This is a genomic window from Stenotrophomonas sp. YJH_SMC_27, assembly GCF_059369815.1.
In genome coordinates, this window is record NZ_JCAFTA010000007.1 from 1 (window position 1) to 16,355 (window position 16,355).

Below are 16,355 nucleotides of genomic sequence, written 5' to 3' on the forward strand. Positions count from 1 at the left end.
CAACATCCTGGCCAGAAAGCTGGCCAGGATCGCTTGGGGCGTCTTCAAGAGCGGCCGGGACTTTGACCCGGCCATGCTGAAAGTGGGTCAAGCCTGCTTCCAGCAGGCTTGACCACGAACATAGGATCTCGGCTCTACAGGGTGCTGCGCAGCCGCCTTACGCGTCGCGGTTGCCGCGACGCATCACGCGTTGTTTCTCGATCGCCCAGTCGCGGTCCTTGGCGGCATCGCGCTTGTCGTGGTTCTGCTTGCCCTTGGCCAGTGCGATCTCAAGCTTGATCTTGTTCTTGCTCCAGTACATCGCGGTAGGCACGATCGTGTAGCCGTCGCGCTCGACCTTGCCGATCAGCTTGTCGATCTCGTTCCGGTGCAGCAGCAGCTTGCGCTCGCGGCGGTCCTCGGCGACCACGTGGGTGGAGGCCTGGATCAACGGGGTGATCTGTGCACCGATCAGGTAGATCTCGCCGCGCTTCACATAGGCGTAGGCGTCGATGATGTTGCCACGGCCTGCGCGGATCGACTTGACCTCCCAGCCCTGCAGGGCGAGGCCGGCCTCGAAGCGCTCTTCGATGTGATACTCGTGGCGGGCACGCTTGTTCAACGCGATGGTTTTGTTGGCCGTCGCGCTCTTTGCTTTATCCTTGCCGCTGTTCTTGCTCATTTCCGTATTGTCTCCGATTCGGGCCCGCCCGGTCGATTGCCGAAACGTCCTGTATTCATGCCTACTATCCGCCGCAGCGCCCTGGTCGAACATTCGGCTGCGCGCATGTTCGACCTGGTCAACGATGTCCAGGCCTATCCGCGCCGTTTCCGCTGGTGTTCGGCCGCCCAGATCCTGGAGCAGGGCGAGGACCGCCTGGTGGCACGCCTGGACCTGGGCCTGGGTTCGTTCAGCACCTGGTTCCAGACCGAAAACACCCTGCAGCGCCCACACAGCATCGATATGCAGCTGCGCGATGGACCGTTCAAGCGGCTGCACGGCCGCTGGGAATTCCATGCGCTGGCCGAGGACGCCTGCAAGGTCACCCTCACCCTGGAGTTCGAGCCCAGCTCGCGCCTGCTCGGTCCGGCGCTGGCGATCGGCTTCCAGGGCCTGGCCGATCGGATGGTCAACGATTTCGTCCGCGTCGCCGACGAGGGCTGAGCGATGATCGAGGTCGAGGTGGTACTGGCCTGGCCGCAGCGGGTGCTGTCGTGCCGACTGAAACTTGAGGAGGGTGCCACCGTGGCCGACGCCATTGCCGCTGCGGCGCTGGAAGGCAGTGCCGATTGTCCGGCCGCTGCCGTGCACGGCGTCCTGGCGCGTCCGCAGCAGGTGCTGCTGGATGGCGACCGCGTCGAGCTGTTGCGCCCGCTGCTGGCCGATCCCAAGGACAACCGCCGGCGTCGCGCGCTCGGCGGTTGATCCCGGCAACCCGTCCCTGCGGACGGGGCTGGGCGCTTAACGGCCCTTCTTCTTCTTGTCCTTGGGCAGGTTGCGGCCGAACTGGCGCACGGTCTGCTGGGCCAGGGCCTTGTCGTTGCCCGGGAAGTAATCGCCCTCCCAGCGGGTCACGGTGTCATTCTCGAAGAACACCACGAAGTTCTTCACTTCGGTACGGCCCAGGCGGTTCACGCGCTGGCTGGACGTGTAGTCCCAGCGCTGGGCGTGGAACGGGTCGGGAATGGACGGGGTGCCCAGCAGCGCGGTGACCTGCTGCTTGCTCTGCCCGACCTGCAGCTTGGCCACGGCATCTTCCCGGATCAGGTTGCCCTGATAGATGGGTTGCTTGTAGATGATGCCGCACCCGGTGGTGGACAGGGCGACGGCGGCGACCAACAGGAGATTGCGCATCGGGACTGGCGGTTGGGGAAATCAAACCGATGATACACTCCCGGCGTGCCACCGCGACCCAATCCGAGGCAGCTGGCGCTAAATCGCCAATGAACGGAGACCTATGGAAACCCACGACCTGCGTAAAGTCGGCCTGAAGGTGACCCATCCGCGGATGCGGATCCTGGCGCTGCTCGAGCAGCGCAATGCCCAGCACCACCAGCATCACATGACCGCCGAGGACATCTACCGCCAGCTGCTCGAGCATGGCGACGAGATCGGCCTGGCGACCGTCTACCGGGTGCTGACCCAGTTCGAGGCTGCCGGCCTCGTGCTCAAGCACAATTTCGAGGGCGGCCAGGCCGTTTACGAACTGGACCGTGGTGGCCACCACGACCACATGGTCGACGTGGACAGCGGCAAGATCATCGAGTTCGAGAGCCATGAGATCGAGGAGCTGCAGCGCAAGATCGCGGCCGACCATGGCTACGAGCTGGAAGAGCACTCGCTGGTGCTGTACGTGCGCAAGAAGCGGAAGTAGGCCGTTCAGGCCCGCTGGATGCGACGAAACCCCGGGCCTGCCCGGGGTTTTTCGTTGCTTACGGTAGATTCCCGCCACGCCTGGATGATCCCATCAGGAGGTCCAGGTCCACCGCCTCGGCCATCGCCCGGTTCCCTGCATCACCCGGATGCAGGTGATCGCCGGAGTCGTAGGCGGCGGCCATCCGTAACGGCTCGGCCGGGTCGCGCAGCGCCGCGTCCAGGTCGATCACCGCGTCGAACGGGCTGTCCGTACGCAGCCAGGCATTGAGTTGCCGCCGCAGGGCGTCCTTGTCCGGGTGGTAGTAGTCGTCCAGCGGCGTGCCGGGCAGGGCACCAGCGAACGGTGGCAGGGTGGCGCCGATTATCCGCACACCACGCCTGCGGGCCTGTTCTGTCAGGGTGCGATAGCCCGCCTGCAGTTCGGCCAGCGTTGGCCTGGCCTGGCCCCGGGCGAACGCCGTGCCGGGCCAGCTGATGTCGTTGATGCCGATCAGCACGATGACGCTCGCCACGCCGGGTTGATCCAGTGCATCGCGCTGGAAACGGGCCAGGGCGGACTCACCCATGCCGTCGCTCAGCAGCCGATTGCCGGAAATGCCCGCATTGACCACCGCCACCCCGCGCGGGGCGAGGCGCGCGGCCAGATGGTCGGTCCAGCGCTGGTCCTGGTCGAGGCTGGCCGTGGCGCCATCGGTGATCGAGTCGCCGATCACCACCACGCTGCGCGCGCTGGCGTTGGCCTCGACCTCGATACCGGCCAGGAGCAGGCGCGCGGTGGTGCTGCTGGCAGCGCGCAGCGCCTGGGCCCGGCTCTGGTCGCCAGCGGCGATCCAGCTGGTCTGGCGACCGTCCCAATGGAACGTCTGGACCGCCGCCGGCCCCGGCACGAAGACACTGACCTGCAGCGCCTGCCGGTCATCCGTGGCAAGCGCCAGCGGATCGCTCAGCCGTTCCTGGCCGGGGCCGATCACCACGCTGGGCTGGCCGTCGAAGCTGAGCGGGTGAGGCGCGCCGCCCATGCGTGCGGAGATGCTGGCCGCTCCGATCCGCAACGGCTGGGTACCGTAGGCATTGCTCAGCCGCACCCGCAGCCGCGCCCCGCCCAGGCTGATGCGCGCGGTCTGGCGGAAAGTCTTGTCATGCAGCGCGGCCGGAACCAGGGTTGGGAAGAGGAAATCCGCGCCCCAGACCGGTTGCGGGCTGGCCTGCCAGCTGGCGACCCAGTGCGGGGCCGTGGCCGCGCTGGCAGCGCCGGACAGGGCAATCAATGCGGCGGCGGTGAACTGGCTCAAGCGGTTCATCGGGCAATCCCGGGAAGGAGGAATTGCCATGGTGATTCTCCGGCCATCTGTGAACTAGACTGCGTATGGACAATCATCTGTGAACTGGATTCATCGTCATGGCGCGACCCGACATCAACCGATCCGGCGAGCTGGAAGTGTTCGTGCGGGTCATCGAGACCGGCGGCTTCTCCGCCGCCGCGCGCACGCTCGACATGACGCCGTCTGCGGTGAGCAAGCTCGTGGCACGATTGGAGCAGCGGCTGGGCACGCGATTGCTGCAGCGATCCACCCGCCAACTGCAGCTGACCCCGGAAGGTTGCGCGTTCTACGAGCGGGGCCTGCGGGTGCTGGCCGATCTGGAAGAAGCAGAGCGCTGCGCCAGTGCCCATGCCGAACCGCGTGGACGCCTGCGGGTCAACTCCAACGTTCCGTTCGGCCAGCATTTCCTGTTGCCGCTGCTGCCGGCGTTCCTGGCGCGCAACCCGCAGGTGGGGGTGGACCTGACCCTCAATGATGAAGTGATCGACCTTCTGGAGCAGCGCACCGACGTTGCGGTAAGGGCCGGTCCGCTGAAGAGCTCCAGCCTGGTGGCGCGACGGCTGGGCGCGACGCGGATGATGATCGTGGCCGCGCCGGCGTACCTGCAGCGGCACGGGATGCCGCGCAACGCCGACGAACTGCAGTCGCACAACCGGCTGGACATCGGCCATGCGCGTGCGATGCAGGGCTGGCCGCTGCTGCAGGAGGGGCGAGAGCGGATGGTGCTGCCCAGCGGCAACGGCCGTGCCAGCAACGGCGATGCACTGCGCCAGCTGGTGCTGGGTGGTCTGGGCATGGCCCGCCTGGCCGCGTTCCAGGTGCAGGACGACGTCGCCGCCGGGCGCCTGCTGCCGGTGCTGGAAGAGGCCAATCCGGGTGACCTGGAAGAAGTGCACGCCGTGTTCCTGGGGCAGGGCGGTTACCTGCCGCTGCGGGTGCGCGCGTTCCTCGATTTCCTGGTGGAACAGGTCGATCTGACGCAGCCACGGGGGTAGGGCCGGCCGCTGGCCGGCAACCTCACGATCTTCGCCCACCCGTGTTGGGTTGCCGGCCAGCGCCCGGCACTACCGCGCGGAAGCCGGGCCTATGCCCGGCTCGGGCGGCGTTACACCTGCAGCAGCTTGCGCGCAGCGGCGCGCGCTTCCTTGCTCACTTCCACGCCACCCAGCATGCGCGCCAGCTCTTCTTCGCGCGCCTTGCTGTCCAGCTTTTCCACGGCGCTCTGGGTCATGCCTTCCACCGGCGCCTTGCTGACCCGGTAATGGGCATGGCCCTTGGAGGCGACCTGCGGCAGATGGGTCACGCACAGCACCTGGCGCTTCTCGCCCAGTGCGCGCAGCTTCTGGCCGACGATGTCGGCCACCGCGCCGCCGATGCCTGAATCCACTTCGTCGAACACCATCGTCGGCACCGCGTCCAGATCCAGCGCGGCCACTTCAATGGCCAGCGAGATGCGTGACAGTTCACCGCCCGAGGCCACCTTGCGCAGGGCGCGCGGCGGCTGGCCGGCGTTGGCGGCGACCAGGAACTCCACGCGTTCGGCGCCCTGTGGGTCGGGCTTGCCGGCGTCCTGGGGTTCCAGCTCGATCAGGAACTGGCCGCCGCCCATGCCCAGCTCGGCGATGATGCTGGTGGTGGTGGCCGACAGTTCGGCGGCGGCGCTGCGGCGGCTGGCGGTCAGCACTTCAGCCTGCACGCGCCAGGCGGCGGCGGCCTTGTCGATCTCGCCGGCCAGGCGCTGCAGGCGCTCGTCGGCGCCGCGCAGTTGCTCCACTTCGGCATGCATGCGCTCGCGTTGCGCGCCCAGCTCGTCCATCGGCACGCGGTGCTTGCGGGCCAGGTCGTGCAGGCGGCCGAGGCGGCGCTCGTTCTCCTCGAACTGTTCCGGGTCGGCATCCAGATCGTCGTGCACGCGGTCAAGCAGCGACAGGGCTTCGTGCAGCTGGATCGAGGCATTCTCGATCAGGCCGTCCACCTCGCCCAGCCGTGGGTCGTGTTCGATCAGGCGCGACAGCTCGTGGCGCACCTGCTGCAACAGGTCCAGCGCGGAGCTGCCGTCGTCACCGTTGAGCTGGTTGCTGGCCGCCTGGCAGGCACTCAGCAGGGCGCTGGCGTGGGCCTGGCGACGGTGGCTGGCGCCGAGTGCCGCGATCGATTCCGGCTCAAGGTCTTCCCGGTCCAGTTCGCGCAGCTGGTGCTCGAGGAAGCCGATCCGGTCACTGACGTCGCCCTGTTGCGACAGCGCCAGCGATTCATCGACCAGTGCCTGCCAGGCCGCGGCGGCGCGCCGTACCTGGCGGCGTTCGTTCTCGTTGCCGGCATAGGCATCCAGCAGCGCCAGCTGCGACGGGCGCGTCAGCAGGGCCTGCTGTTCGTGCTGGCCGTGGATCTCCACCAGCAACGAGGCCAGGTCGCCCAGCTGGGCCAGGGTCACCGGGCGGCCGTTGATCCAGGCCCGGGAACCGCCGTCGGCGCGGATCACGCGGCGCAGCTGGCATTGGTCCTCGTCGTCCAGCTCGTTGTCGGCCAGCCACTGGCGCGCAGCCTGAAGCTGGTCCAGCACGAACTCTGCGGAAAGCTCGGCGCGGGCGGCGCCATGGCGGACCACGCCGCTGTCGGCGCGCAGGCCGGACAGGAAGCCCAGCGCGTCGACCATCAGCGACTTGCCGGCGCCGGTCTCGCCTGAAACCACGGTCATGCCTGGCCCGAACTCCAGTTCGGTAGCGCGGACGACGGCGAAATCCTTGATCGAAAGATGTCTGAGCATGGGTAAGGGGGTATCAGCAGCCGCGCAACGCTAGCACGCGGGCGCGGGAGGTCCAATGACTTGCCAAGGTGATGCGCCGCCATTATCTAGTGTCCGTGTCTCACAGGTTGATTCCATGCACGGTTCTCCCGACCAGCTTGCCCCGCGTGCGCGCCATCTGCTGCGCACGCTGATCGCGCGTTATATCCAGGACGGTGAGCCGGTGGGCTCGCAGACGCTGGCACGCGTGGCCGGGCTGGAGGTCAGCCCGGCCACCATCCGCAACATCCTCGGCGACCTGGAGGACCTGGGCCTGCTGGCCTCGCCGCATACCTCGGCCGGGCGGGTACCGACCGCGCACGGCTACCGGGTATTCGTCGACAGCCTGCTGCAGATGCAGCCGCCGGGCGAGGGCGAGCTGGCCCGGCTGCGCCAGGAGCTGGCCGGCGGTGGCAGCACCCAGGCCCTGCTCGGCAGCGCTTCGGAACTGTTGTCGGCGATGAGCCACTTCGTCGGCGTGGTCAGCGCGCCGCGGCGGGAGCAGTTCGCCTTCCGCCAGATCGATTTCGTGGCGCTGGACGGACGGCGGGTGCTGGCGATCCTGGTGTTCGCCGACAACGAGGTACAGAACCGGGTCATCGAGACCCGGCAGGAGTTTGCGCCGGGGCAGCTGGAGCAGGTCGCCAACTACCTCAATGCGCATTTCGCCGGCCTGCCGCTGGCCGAGATCCGCACCCGCCTGCTGCTGGAACTGCGCGATGCCCGGTCCGAACTGGAACAGCTGCTGGCGCACAGCATCGAACTGGCCGAACAGGCCCTGCAGCCGCCGGCCGACGACATGCTGGTGGCCGGCCAGACCCGGCTGATGGGGGTGCAGGACCTGTCTGACCTGGAGCGCCTGCGCGAACTGTTCGAGCTGTTCTCCAGCAAGCGCGAGATCCTGCAGCTGCTGGAGCGGACCATCCAGGCGCCGGGCGTGCGCATCTTCATCGGCGAGGAGACCGGGATGATGCCGCTGCAGGGCGTCTCGCTGGTCACCGCCCCGTACACCGCCAACGGCCAGGTGCTGGGCGTGCTGGGCGTGATCGGTCCCAAGCGGATGGCCTACGACCGCGTGATCCCGCTGGTCCAGGCCACCGCCGATGTGCTCGGCGCGGCCTTTTCACCGGCCTCGCGCACGCCGGGAACATCCGACGCTTGAAACGCAGCATCCCGCCCACACTAGGGTGGTTGGAGGCGGAGTTTGACCGCCAGGGACCCAGACATGAACCACGAACAGCCAGATATCGAATCCCAGCAGAGTGCCGCCGATGCGGCCGCCACCGCCGGCGTCAACGACGAAGTCGAGCGCCTGCGCGCCGAAATCGAACAGGTCAAGGCCGATGCCCTGCGTGAGCGCGCCGACCTGGAGAACCAGCGCAAGCGCGTTGCCCGTGACATCGAACAGGCCCGCAAGTTCGCCAACGAGAAGCTGCTGGGCGATCTGCTCCCCGTGTTCGACAGCCTGGACGCCGGCCTGAAGGCCGCCGGCGACGACCCGCACCCGCTGCGCGAAGGCCTGGAGCTGACCTACAAGCAGCTGCTCAAGGTCGCTGCCGACAACGGCTTGGTCCTGCTGGACCCGATCGGCCAGCCATTCAACCCGGAACACCACCAGGCGATCAGCCAGGCCCCGACCCCGGGCGCCGCCCCGGGCAGCGTGGTGACCGTGTTCCAGAAGGGCTACCTGCTCAACGAGCGCCTGCTGCGGCCGGCGCTGGTGGTGGTGGCCGCCGAGTGATCCCGCGGGGCCGGGCGGCGGACAGCCACCGCCACCCGACCCGACGCTGAACGCGCCGGATGACCGGAAACACAGCGTTCGGAGGATGGCTTGAATGTTCCACGAGCCTCCCCCACATCGTATTCATCCACCGGCCGAACGGCCGGACTGACCCCAACAAGCATCCTCAGGAGTCTCCCCCATGGGCAAGATCATTGGTATCGACCTCGGCACCACCAACTCGTGCGTGGCGATCATGGACGGCGGCAAGGCCCGCGTCATCGAGAATTCGGAAGGCGATCGCACCACCCCGTCGATCGTCGCCTACACCAAGGACGGCGAAGTCCTGGTCGGTGCCTCGGCCAAGCGCCAGGCCGTGACCAACCCGAAGAACACCTTCTACGCGGTGAAGCGCCTGATCGGCCGCAAGTTCACCGATGGCGAGGTGCAGAAGGACATCGCCCACGTCCCGTACAGCATCCTGGCCCATGACAATGGCGACGCCTGGGTGGCCACCAGCGACGGCAAGAAGATGGCGCCGCAGGAAATCTCGGCCAAGGTGCTGGAAAAGATGAAGAAGACCGCCGAGGACTTCCTCGGTGAGAAGGTCACCGAAGCGGTCATCACCGTGCCGGCCTACTTCAACGACAGCCAGCGCCAGGCGACCAAGGACGCCGGCCGCATCGCCGGCCTGGACGTCAAGCGCATCATCAACGAGCCGACCGCGGCCGCGCTGGCCTATGGCCTGGACAAGGGCGACAACAAGGATCGCAAGATCGTGGTGTACGACCTGGGCGGCGGCACCTTCGACGTCTCGGTGATCGAGATCGCCAACGTCGACGGTGAAAAGCAGTTCGAAGTGCTGGCCACCAACGGCGACACCTTCCTGGGCGGCGAAGACTTCGACAACCGCGTCATCGAGTACCTGGTTGAAGAGTTCAACAAGGACCAGGGCATCGACCTGCGCAAGGACCCGCTGGCCCTGCAGCGCCTGAAGGACGCTGCCGAGCGCGCCAAGATCGAGCTGTCCAGCGCCCAGCAGACCGAAGTGAACCTGCCGTACGTCACTGCCGACGCGTCGGGTCCGAAGCACCTGAACATCAAGCTGACCCGCGCCAAGCTGGAAGCGCTGGTGGATGACCTGATCAGGAAGTCGATCGAGCCGTGCCGCGTCGCCCTGAACGATGCCGGCCTGCGTTCGAGCGACATCAGCGAAGTGATCCTGGTCGGCGGCCAGACCCGCATGCCGAAGGTGCAGCAGGCCGTGACCGAGTTCTTCGGCAAGGAACCGCGCAAGGACGTCAACCCGGACGAAGCCGTGGCACTGGGTGCGGCGATCCAGGGCGGCGTGCTGGGCGGCGACGTCAAGGACGTGCTGCTGCTGGACGTGACCCCGCTGTCGCTGGGCATCGAGACCATGGGTGGCGTGTTCACCAAGATCATCGAGAAGAACACCACCATCCCGACCAAGGCCTCGCAGGTGTTCTCCACCGCCGAGGACAACCAGTCGGCCGTGACCGTGCACGTGCTGCAGGGTGAGCGCGAACAGGCCCGCTTCAACAAGTCGCTGGCCAAGTTCGACCTGTCCGGCATCGAGCCGGCCCCGCGCGGTCTGCCGCAGGTGGAAGTGTCCTTCGACATCGACGCCAACGGCATCCTGCATGTGTCGGCCAAGGACAAGAAGACCAACAAGGAACAGAAGGTCGAGATCAAGGCCGGTTCGGGCCTGTCCGAGGAGGAGATCGCGCGCATGGTCGCCGACGCGGAAGCCAACCGCGAAGAAGACAAGAAGTTCCAGGAGCTGGTGCAGGCCCGCAACCAGGCCGACGCCCTGATCCACGGCACCCGCAGCGCGATCACCGAGCACGGCAGCAAGGTCGGCGGCGATGTCATCGGCAAGGTCGAGGCAGCGCTGGCTGACCTGGAAACCGCGATGAAGGGCGACGACAAGGCACAGATCGAAGCCAAGTCGAAGGCACTGGAAGAAGCTGGCCAGTCGCTGTTCGCTGCTGCTTCGGCCGACCAGGGCGGTGCCCCGGGTGCCGACGCCGGCAATGCCGGCAAGGCGCAGGACGACGTGGTCGACGCTGAGTTCACCGAAGTCAAGGACGACAAGAAGTCCTGATCCGGACCGACGCGGGACGCTGGCCACCAGCGTCCCGTTGTCGCATCAGGGTCCTGACCGCCCACCGGCGTGTCGGGGCGCCCGACGCAAGAGCGGACCTGGTTCCGCTCTTCCGCTTTGACGAATCCCGACGTTCCGGAACCCGATTCACGATATGAGCAAGCGCGATTACTACGAAGTGCTGGGCGTTGCCCGCACCGCCACCGACGAAGAGCTGAAGAAGGCCTACCGTCGCTGCGCGATGAAGTTCCACCCGGACCGCAACCCGGGCGATACGGCGGCCGAAGCCTCCTTCAAGGAGTGCAAGGAAGCCTACGAAGTACTGTCCGACGGCAACAAGCGCCGCATGTACGACAGCCACGGCCACGCCGCGTTCGAGCACGGCATGGGCGGCGGTGGTCCGGGCGGCCCGGACATGAACGATATCTTCGGCGATATCTTCGGCAACATCTTTGGTGGCGGCGGTGGTCCGCGCCAGGCCCGTCGCGGCGCCGACATCGGCTACGTGATGGAGCTGGACCTGGAAGAAGCCGTGCGCGGCGTCGAGCGCCGCATCGAGATTCCGACCCTGGCCGAGTGCAGCGACTGCGATGGCAGTGGCTCCGAGGACGGCAAGGTCGAGACCTGCAACGTCTGCCATGGCCGTGGCCAAGTGCGCATCCAGCGCGGCATCTTCGCCATGCAGCAGGCCTGCCACAACTGCGGCGGCCGTGGCCAGATCATCGCCAAGCCCTGCAAGACCTGCCATGGCAACGGCCGTGTCGAGGAAGACAAGGTGCTGTCAGTGAAGGTGCCGGCCGGCGTCGATACCGGTGACCGCATCCGCCTGCAGGGCGAGGGTGAAGCCGGGCCGGCCGGTACGCCGCCGGGCGACCTGTACGTGGAAGTGCGCGTGCGCGAGCATGCGATCTTCCAGCGCGATGGCGACGACCTGCACTGCGAAGTGCCGATCCGCATCTCGCAGGCGGCACTGGGTGACACCGTGCGCGTGGCCACGCTCGGCGGCGAGGCGGAGATCCGCATCCCGGCCGAGACCCAGACCGGCAAGCTGTTCCGCCTGCGTGGCAAGGGCGTACGTTCGGTGCGCAGCCGCAGCGAGGGTGACCTGTACTGCCGTGTGGTGGTGGAGACCCCGGTCAACCTCACCAACGAGCAGCGCAAGCTGCTGGAGCAGTTCGAAGCCACCTTCGTTGGTGAGGAAGCGCGCAAGCATTCGCCGAAGTCGGCCACCTTCATCGATGGCGTGAAGGGCTTCTGGGACCGCATGACGTCCTGAGTTCTCAACGCAAGCATTGAACGGTAGCGCCGGGCCATGCCCGGCGTTTTCGTATGCGGTCAGCGGAAAAACGCCGCAGGTGTCTGCCCCAGCTGCCGCTTGAACATGCTGGTGAACGCGCTTGGGCTGTCGTAACCCATCGCCAGCGCGACATCGATGACCTTGTCGCCGACGGCCAGCCGTTCCAGTGCGGCCAGCAGCCGCGCCTGTTGTCGCCACTGCCCGAAGGTCATGCCCAGTTCGCTGGCGAAATGGCGCTGGATGGTTTTCACGTCCACCTGCAGGGCCTGCGCCCAATCCTGCAGCGTGGCGTCGTCGCCGGGATGCTTCTGGATGTGCTGGCAGATCCGCTGCAGGCGCGGGTCGGTGGGCGAGGGCAGGTGCAGCGGCAGCACGTCCATGCGGTGCAGCTCGTCCAGCAGCAGGCGCACCACGCGGCCGTCGCGGCTGTCGTCCACATGCGCGGTCTCGATCAGGCTGGCGGCCAGCAGCAGCTCGCGCAGCAGCGGCGCCACCTGTACCGCGAACGCTTCGTCCGGCAGCTGCGGCGCGAAGTCCGGCTCCACGTACAGGCTGCGCATGTGTACTTCGGCGATGCAGTCCACCGCATGGGCCATGCCGGCCGGGACCCAGATCGCGCGGGTTGAAGGCACTACCCAGCGGCCGCCGTCTGCACGCACCACCATCAGTCCGGACATGGCGAACACCAGCTGGTGACGCCGGTGCCGGTGGGGCGCGATGTGGGTCCCGGGCTTGTAATGGCGGGCGCGGCAGGTCACTGGGCGGTGCACCGGAACCTCGTTCCACGGCGCGGTCTCGCGGACCTGGCAGGGGATGTCCTTTTTGCGATATGCCATGACCCGAACGCGGCAGAAGGGAGGGGGAGGTCACCGTAGCATGCGTGGCTCGCCCCCAACCTGACTGTATCCATGTCGACCCTGGCTTCTCCCGCAACCACCTCACGCCCGGTGGCCCCCGGCGTGCTGGCCGCCATCTCCACCTCGCATGTCGTCAACGACATGATGCAGTCGCTGATCCTGGCCATCTATCCAGTGATCAAGGGCGGCTTCAACCTCAGCTTCACCCAGATCGGCCTGATCACGCTGACCTACCAGCTCACCGCCTCGATCTTCCAGCCGTTGATCGGCATGGCTACCGACCGCCGCCCGGCGCCGTACTCGCTGCCGATCGGCATGGCCTCGACCCTGTGCGGCATGCTGCTGCTGGGCTTCGCACCGAACTACGCGGTGGTGCTGATGGCGGCGGCGATGGTCGGCATTGGTTCGGCCATCTTCCATCCGGAAGCCTCGCGCATCGCGCGGCTGGCCTCGGGCGGTCGCCATGGTTTCGCGCAGTCGGTGTTCCAGGTCGGTGGCAACTTCGGTACCGCGCTGGGCCCGCTGATTGCAGCGGCGGTGATCGTGCCGTATGGCCAGCATGCCGCATCGTGGTTTGCCGGCGCCGCCCTGATCGGCATCGCATTGCTGACCTATGTGGGCCGCTGGTATGCACTGCACCTGGGCACACCGCGTCCGGCCAGTACCGCGTCGATGGCCCTGCGGCATCCGTCGCGCACCGTGGCCAAGGTGCTGGCGATCCTGCTGGTGCTGATCTTCAGCAAATACTTCTACATGGCCAGCATCGGCAGCTACTTTACCTTCTACCTGATCCACCACTTCGGCATTCCGGTGGCACAGGCGCAGCTGCATCTGTTCGCGTTCCTGGTGGCATCCGCCGCCGGTGGCTTCCTCGGCGGCCCGCTGGGTGACCGCATCGGCCGCAAGCCGATCATCTGGACCTCGATCCTGGGCGTTGCGCCGTTCGCACTGATGCTGCCGCATGCCGATCTGTTCTGGACCACGGTGCTGGCGGTGCTGATCGGTTTCGTGCTGTCCTCTGCGTTCTCGGCCATCGTGGTCTATGCGCAGGAAATGATGCCGCACCGGATCGGCATGGTGTCCGGCCTGTTCTTCGGTTTCGCGTTCGGTATGGGCGGGCTGGGTGCCGCCGTGCTGGGCCTGCTGGCGGACAAGACCAGCATCGAGTACGTCTATCAGCTGACTGCGTTCCTGCCGCTGCTGGGCATCGTGGCGGCGTGGCTGCCGCCGTCGCGGCCTGCTGCTCACTGAGGGGTTTTGGTTTGCAGGGCTTGCAGCCCTGCACCCGCAGAGGCAACGGCAACAGCCGAAGCGCGCTATCCGTGGGGTGGCGGGGTGGGTCCGGTGGCGGGGGCCGCTGCAAGTACGTCCATGTAAGCTCGGTCGCCGCATCCATGCGGCTCACGCCCCCGCCACCGGACCCACCCCGCCTTCGACGGTTTTCCGCGATCTGTTGGAACAGCGTCCGGCACTGGTAGGTGTCGACCTTGGTCGACACGGTAGATCCATGCCATGCGTGGATGAATTCATTCGATATCTGACAGATGTGTCGACCAAGGTCGACACCCACCAACAGCCGCAGTTACCAACAGCCGCGTGAACCTGTCGAAGGCGGGGCGGTGTCGGAGTGCGGGGTGTCAGCCGCATGGATGCGGCTGCCAAGCCTACACGGACGTACTTGCGGCGTCCCCGCACTCCGACACCGCCCCGCCACCCCACGGATAGCTCGCTTTTGCCGTTGCCGTTGCCGTTGCCGTTGCTTGCAGCTTCGGCAGGTGCAGGGCTGCAAGCCCTGCCGAAAACCCCCTTGGGCGTAGAATGCGGCCATGAGCGAATCCCTTGATAACCACCTGGTCCACGGCCGCCGCCAGCGGCCCGACGGTCCGTCGCCGATCGATGTCATCTCGGTCCAGTCGCAACTCGTCTACGGTCATGCCGGCAACAGCGCGGCAATCCCGCCGATGCGCGCGCTGGGCGTGCGTGTGGCAAGCATTCCGACGGTGCTGCTCAGCAACGCGCCGTTCTACGACACCACGCGTGGCCGCGTGCTGCCGGCCGACTGGTTCGCCGACCTGCTGCTCGGCAGCCACGAGCGCGGCCTGCCGCAACGCGCGAAGATGCTGGTGTCCGGCTACTTCGGCAGCACCGCCAACGGTGCCGCCTTCGCCGACTGGCTGGACGCGATCCTGCCGGGCTGCCCGCAACTGCGTTATTGCCTGGACCCGGTGATCGGTGACACCCACACCGGCCCGTACGTGGAACCGGGCCTGGAAGCGATCTTCGCCGAGCGCCTGCTGCCCCATGCCTGGCTGGTGACCCCGAACGCCTTTGAACTCAATCGCCTGACCGGCATGCCAGCGCTGGCCGAGGCCGATGCCATCGCCGCCGCGCGCACGCTGCTGGATCGCGGCCCGCATTGGGTGATCGCGCACAGCGTGGGCGGCACCCCGGGTGAACTGGTAACCCTGGCCGTTGGCCGCGAGGAAACCTGGCGCTGGACCTCGCCGTTGCTGCCAGTGGACGTGGCAGGCACCGGTGATGTGCTGATGTCGCTGGTGGTGTCGTTCCTGCTGCGCGGCGAATCGATGCAGCAAGCTATCTCGCGCGCGATTGCCGGCACCCATGCGGCGCTGGAGGCGACCCTCGACAACGGCTTCGAAGAGTTCGACGTGATTGCTGCAGCGCCGGCGGCGCTGGCCGAAGGAACGCGCTTCCGCGCCGAACGCGTGGCATGAGCGGCCTGGACCCACGCACGCCGCGCACGGTCGGCATCATCGGCAGTGCCGGCGCCTACGGGCGCTGGCTGACCCGCTTCTTCCAGCAGCACATGCAGCTGCAGGTGATCGGCCACGATCCGGCCGATCCGGACTCGCATACGCCGGAACAGCTGCTGGCGCAGGCTGACGTGTTGGTGTTCTCGGCACCGATCCGGCATACGCCGGCTCTGATTGCCGCGTACGTGCAGCAGTCGGCCGGCCGCGAGCAGGACCGGCTGTGGCTGGACGTGACCTCGGTAAAAGAAGCGCCGGTGCAGGCGATGTTGGCCTCTCAAGCCGAAGTGGTCGGCCTGCACCCGATGACCGCGCCGCCCAAGGCGCCGACCCTGAAGGGCCGGGTGATGGTGGTCTGCGAAGCGCGGCTGCGGCACTGGCAACCGTGGGTTGATACGCTGTGCACGGCGTTGCAGGCTGAGTGCGTGCGCGCCACGCCGCAGCATCACGACCAGATGATGGCGCTGGTGCAGGCGATGGTGCATGCCACCCACCTGGCCCAGGCCGGCGTGCTGCGCCAGTACCAGCCGCAGCTGGGCGACCTGGCCGCGATGATGCCGTACCGGTCGGCATCGTTCGAACTGGATACGGCGATCATCTCGCGCATCCTGTCGCTGAACCCCGCGATCTACGAGGACATCCAGTTCGGCAACCCGTACGTGGCGCCGATGCTGGAGCGCTTGGTCGGCCAGCTGCAGGCCCTGCAGGCCCAGGTCGGGCAGGGCGACGACACTGCACGCAGTGCATTCCGTGAGCAGCTGTTGTTGGCCAATCGCAATGCCTTCGGCGAGCAGGAACTGGCTGACGGCAACTACACGTTCGAACGCGTGGGTTACCTGTTGGCGGACCTCACCGAGCGCAACGCGCTGTCGGTGCATTTGCCGGAGGACCGGCCGGGCTCGCTGCGTGAACTGTTGAACGTGTTCGAGCAGCACCGCATCAGCCTGGCCTCGATCCATTCCTCACGCACGCCCGGGGGCGAGGTGCATTTCCGTATCGGATTCGTGGCCGGCAGTGATCCGACGGCGATCCGTCGGGCAGCGGCCGAGGTGGACGCCAGCGGCATCGGACGGGTGCTGGGCTGAGCACATTCATCCACAGGTGGTGTGGATGGTTTATGAG

General features: G+C 67.1%; 16 protein-coding genes and 1 pseudogene. 12 read left to right on the forward strand and 5 right to left on the reverse strand.

Annotation, left to right across the window (positions count from 1 at the left end):
• Nucleotides 1-112 (forward strand): annotated as a pseudogene (locus AC5P7R_RS11605) (IS110 family transposase); the annotation flags it as partial.
• Between the two features lie 45 nt (nucleotides 113-157).
• Here the strand turns inward: AC5P7R_RS11605 and smpB are convergent.
• A complete protein-coding gene (gene smpB, locus AC5P7R_RS11610; protein WP_019661238.1) occupies nucleotides 158-661 on the reverse strand; it encodes an SsrA-binding protein SmpB in 504 nt (167 codons plus the stop codon).
• A gap of 57 nt (nucleotides 662-718) precedes the next feature.
• Between smpB and AC5P7R_RS11615 the strand changes: the two genes are divergently transcribed.
• Nucleotides 719-1,144 (forward strand): type II toxin-antitoxin system RatA family toxin, encoded by a 426-nt coding sequence (locus AC5P7R_RS11615; protein ID WP_021202447.1) that lies wholly within the window; start codon nucleotides 719-721, stop codon nucleotides 1,142-1,144.
• A 3-nt stretch (nucleotides 1,145-1,147) separates the two neighbouring features.
• Nucleotides 1,148-1,405, forward strand: coding sequence for an RnfH family protein (locus AC5P7R_RS11620; protein WP_021202446.1), 258 nt, complete (start codon nucleotides 1,148-1,150; stop codon nucleotides 1,403-1,405).
• Between the two features lie 36 nt (nucleotides 1,406-1,441).
• On the opposite strand, the gene AC5P7R_RS11625 is transcribed toward AC5P7R_RS11620, so the two are convergent.
• Nucleotides 1,442-1,834 carry an outer membrane protein assembly factor BamE gene (locus AC5P7R_RS11625; RefSeq protein ID WP_005409234.1) on the reverse strand — a complete coding sequence of 131 codons (393 nt, stop codon included), beginning with the start codon at nucleotides 1,832-1,834 and terminating at the stop codon, nucleotides 1,442-1,444.
• A 103-nt stretch (nucleotides 1,835-1,937) separates the two neighbouring features.
• On the opposite strand from AC5P7R_RS11625, the gene fur reads away from it, so the two are divergent.
• Nucleotides 1,938-2,354 (forward strand): ferric iron uptake transcriptional regulator, encoded by a 417-nt coding sequence (gene fur / locus AC5P7R_RS11630; protein WP_014646807.1) that lies wholly within the window; start codon nucleotides 1,938-1,940, stop codon nucleotides 2,352-2,354.
• A gap of 58 nt (nucleotides 2,355-2,412) precedes the next feature.
• On the opposite strand, the gene AC5P7R_RS11635 is transcribed toward fur, so the two are convergent.
• Nucleotides 2,413-3,657, reverse strand: a complete 1,245-nt coding sequence (locus AC5P7R_RS11635; RefSeq protein ID WP_227854408.1) for an SGNH/GDSL hydrolase family protein — start codon at nucleotides 3,655-3,657, stop codon at nucleotides 2,413-2,415.
• Between the two features lie 98 nt (nucleotides 3,658-3,755).
• On the opposite strand from AC5P7R_RS11635, the gene AC5P7R_RS11640 reads away from it, so the two are divergent.
• Nucleotides 3,756-4,673 carry a LysR family transcriptional regulator gene (locus AC5P7R_RS11640; protein WP_495213862.1) on the forward strand — a complete coding sequence of 306 codons (918 nt, stop codon included), beginning with the start codon at nucleotides 3,756-3,758 and terminating at the stop codon, nucleotides 4,671-4,673.
• A 110-nt stretch (nucleotides 4,674-4,783) separates the two neighbouring features.
• Here AC5P7R_RS11640 and recN read toward each other — a convergent pair whose 3' ends face one another.
• A complete protein-coding gene (gene recN / locus AC5P7R_RS11645; protein ID WP_134730524.1) occupies nucleotides 4,784-6,445 on the reverse strand; it encodes a DNA repair protein RecN in 1,662 nt (553 codons plus the stop codon).
• Between the two features lie 115 nt (nucleotides 6,446-6,560).
• On the opposite strand from recN, the gene hrcA reads away from it, so the two are divergent.
• From hrcA to dnaJ, 4 genes are all read left to right on the forward strand, one after another.
• Nucleotides 6,561-7,625, forward strand: coding sequence for a heat-inducible transcriptional repressor HrcA (hrcA, locus tag AC5P7R_RS11650; protein ID WP_019661243.1), 1,065 nt, complete (start codon nucleotides 6,561-6,563; stop codon nucleotides 7,623-7,625).
• Between the two features lie 63 nt (nucleotides 7,626-7,688).
• Nucleotides 7,689-8,204, forward strand: coding sequence for a nucleotide exchange factor GrpE (grpE, locus tag AC5P7R_RS11655; protein WP_019661244.1), 516 nt, complete (start codon nucleotides 7,689-7,691; stop codon nucleotides 8,202-8,204).
• A gap of 181 nt (nucleotides 8,205-8,385) precedes the next feature.
• A complete protein-coding gene (gene dnaK, locus AC5P7R_RS11660) occupies nucleotides 8,386-10,308 on the forward strand; it encodes a molecular chaperone DnaK (protein WP_021202053.1) in 1,923 nt (640 codons plus the stop codon).
• Between the two features lie 154 nt (nucleotides 10,309-10,462).
• Nucleotides 10,463-11,584: a molecular chaperone DnaJ gene (gene dnaJ, locus AC5P7R_RS11665; RefSeq protein WP_021202054.1), complete on the forward strand. Its 1,122-nt coding sequence runs from the start codon at nucleotides 10,463-10,465 to the stop codon at nucleotides 11,582-11,584.
• Between the two features lie 59 nt (nucleotides 11,585-11,643).
• Here dnaJ and AC5P7R_RS11670 read toward each other — a convergent pair whose 3' ends face one another.
• Nucleotides 11,644-12,441: an AraC family transcriptional regulator gene (locus AC5P7R_RS11670; RefSeq protein ID WP_019661247.1), complete on the reverse strand. Its 798-nt coding sequence runs from the start codon at nucleotides 12,439-12,441 to the stop codon at nucleotides 11,644-11,646.
• Between the two features lie 72 nt (nucleotides 12,442-12,513).
• On the opposite strand from AC5P7R_RS11670, the gene AC5P7R_RS11675 reads away from it, so the two are divergent.
• From AC5P7R_RS11675 to AC5P7R_RS11685, 3 genes are all read left to right on the forward strand, one after another.
• A complete protein-coding gene (locus AC5P7R_RS11675) occupies nucleotides 12,514-13,713 on the forward strand; it encodes an MFS transporter (RefSeq protein ID WP_180832333.1) in 1,200 nt (399 codons plus the stop codon).
• 575 nt (nucleotides 13,714-14,288) lie between these two features.
• Complete coding sequence (pdxY, locus tag AC5P7R_RS11680) at nucleotides 14,289-15,197, forward strand: pyridoxal kinase (RefSeq protein WP_019661249.1); 909 nt, start codon at nucleotides 14,289-14,291, stop codon at nucleotides 15,195-15,197.
• Nucleotides 15,194-16,318: a prephenate dehydrogenase gene (locus AC5P7R_RS11685; RefSeq protein WP_111104002.1), complete on the forward strand. Its 1,125-nt coding sequence runs from the start codon at nucleotides 15,194-15,196 to the stop codon at nucleotides 16,316-16,318. Before pdxY ends, AC5P7R_RS11685 begins: the two co-directional genes overlap by 4 nt.
• Nucleotides 16,319-16,355 lie beyond the last annotated feature (37 nt).

Excerpts from the sequence above, each read along its gene's own strand:
- AC5P7R_RS11625 (WP_005409234.1), bottom strand. The coding sequence starts at position 1,834 with ATGCGCAATCTCCTGTTGGTCGCCGCCGTCGCCCTGTCCACCACCGGG.
- AC5P7R_RS11620 (WP_021202446.1), top strand. The coding sequence starts at position 1,148 with ATGATCGAGGTCGAGGTGGTACTGGCCTGGCCGCAGCGGGTGCTGTCG.
- AC5P7R_RS11670 (WP_019661247.1), bottom strand. The coding sequence starts at position 12,441 with ATGGCATATCGCAAAAAGGACATCCCCTGCCAGGTCCGCGAGACCGCG.
- pdxY (WP_019661249.1), top strand. The coding sequence starts at position 14,289 with ATGAGCGAATCCCTTGATAACCACCTGGTCCACGGCCGCCGCCAGCGG.
- AC5P7R_RS11635 (WP_227854408.1), bottom strand. The coding sequence starts at position 3,657 with ATGAACCGCTTGAGCCAGTTCACCGCCGCCGCATTGATTGCCCTGTCC.
- recN (WP_134730524.1), bottom strand. The coding sequence starts at position 6,445 with ATGCTCAGACATCTTTCGATCAAGGATTTCGCCGTCGTCCGCGCTACC.
- smpB (WP_019661238.1), bottom strand. The coding sequence starts at position 661 with ATGAGCAAGAACAGCGGCAAGGATAAAGCAAAGAGCGCGACGGCCAAC.
- dnaJ (WP_021202054.1), top strand. The coding sequence starts at position 10,463 with ATGAGCAAGCGCGATTACTACGAAGTGCTGGGCGTTGCCCGCACCGCC.
- AC5P7R_RS11640 (WP_495213862.1), top strand. The coding sequence starts at position 3,756 with ATGGCGCGACCCGACATCAACCGATCCGGCGAGCTGGAAGTGTTCGTG.
- grpE (WP_019661244.1), top strand. The coding sequence starts at position 7,689 with ATGAACCACGAACAGCCAGATATCGAATCCCAGCAGAGTGCCGCCGAT.
- fur (WP_014646807.1), top strand. The coding sequence starts at position 1,938 with ATGGAAACCCACGACCTGCGTAAAGTCGGCCTGAAGGTGACCCATCCG.
- AC5P7R_RS11615 (WP_021202447.1), top strand. The coding sequence starts at position 719 with ATGCCTACTATCCGCCGCAGCGCCCTGGTCGAACATTCGGCTGCGCGC.
- AC5P7R_RS11675 (WP_180832333.1), top strand. The coding sequence starts at position 12,514 with ATGTCGACCCTGGCTTCTCCCGCAACCACCTCACGCCCGGTGGCCCCC.
- dnaK (WP_021202053.1), top strand. The coding sequence starts at position 8,386 with ATGGGCAAGATCATTGGTATCGACCTCGGCACCACCAACTCGTGCGTG.
- hrcA (WP_019661243.1), top strand. The coding sequence starts at position 6,561 with ATGCACGGTTCTCCCGACCAGCTTGCCCCGCGTGCGCGCCATCTGCTG.
- AC5P7R_RS11685 (WP_111104002.1), top strand. The coding sequence starts at position 15,194 with ATGAGCGGCCTGGACCCACGCACGCCGCGCACGGTCGGCATCATCGGC.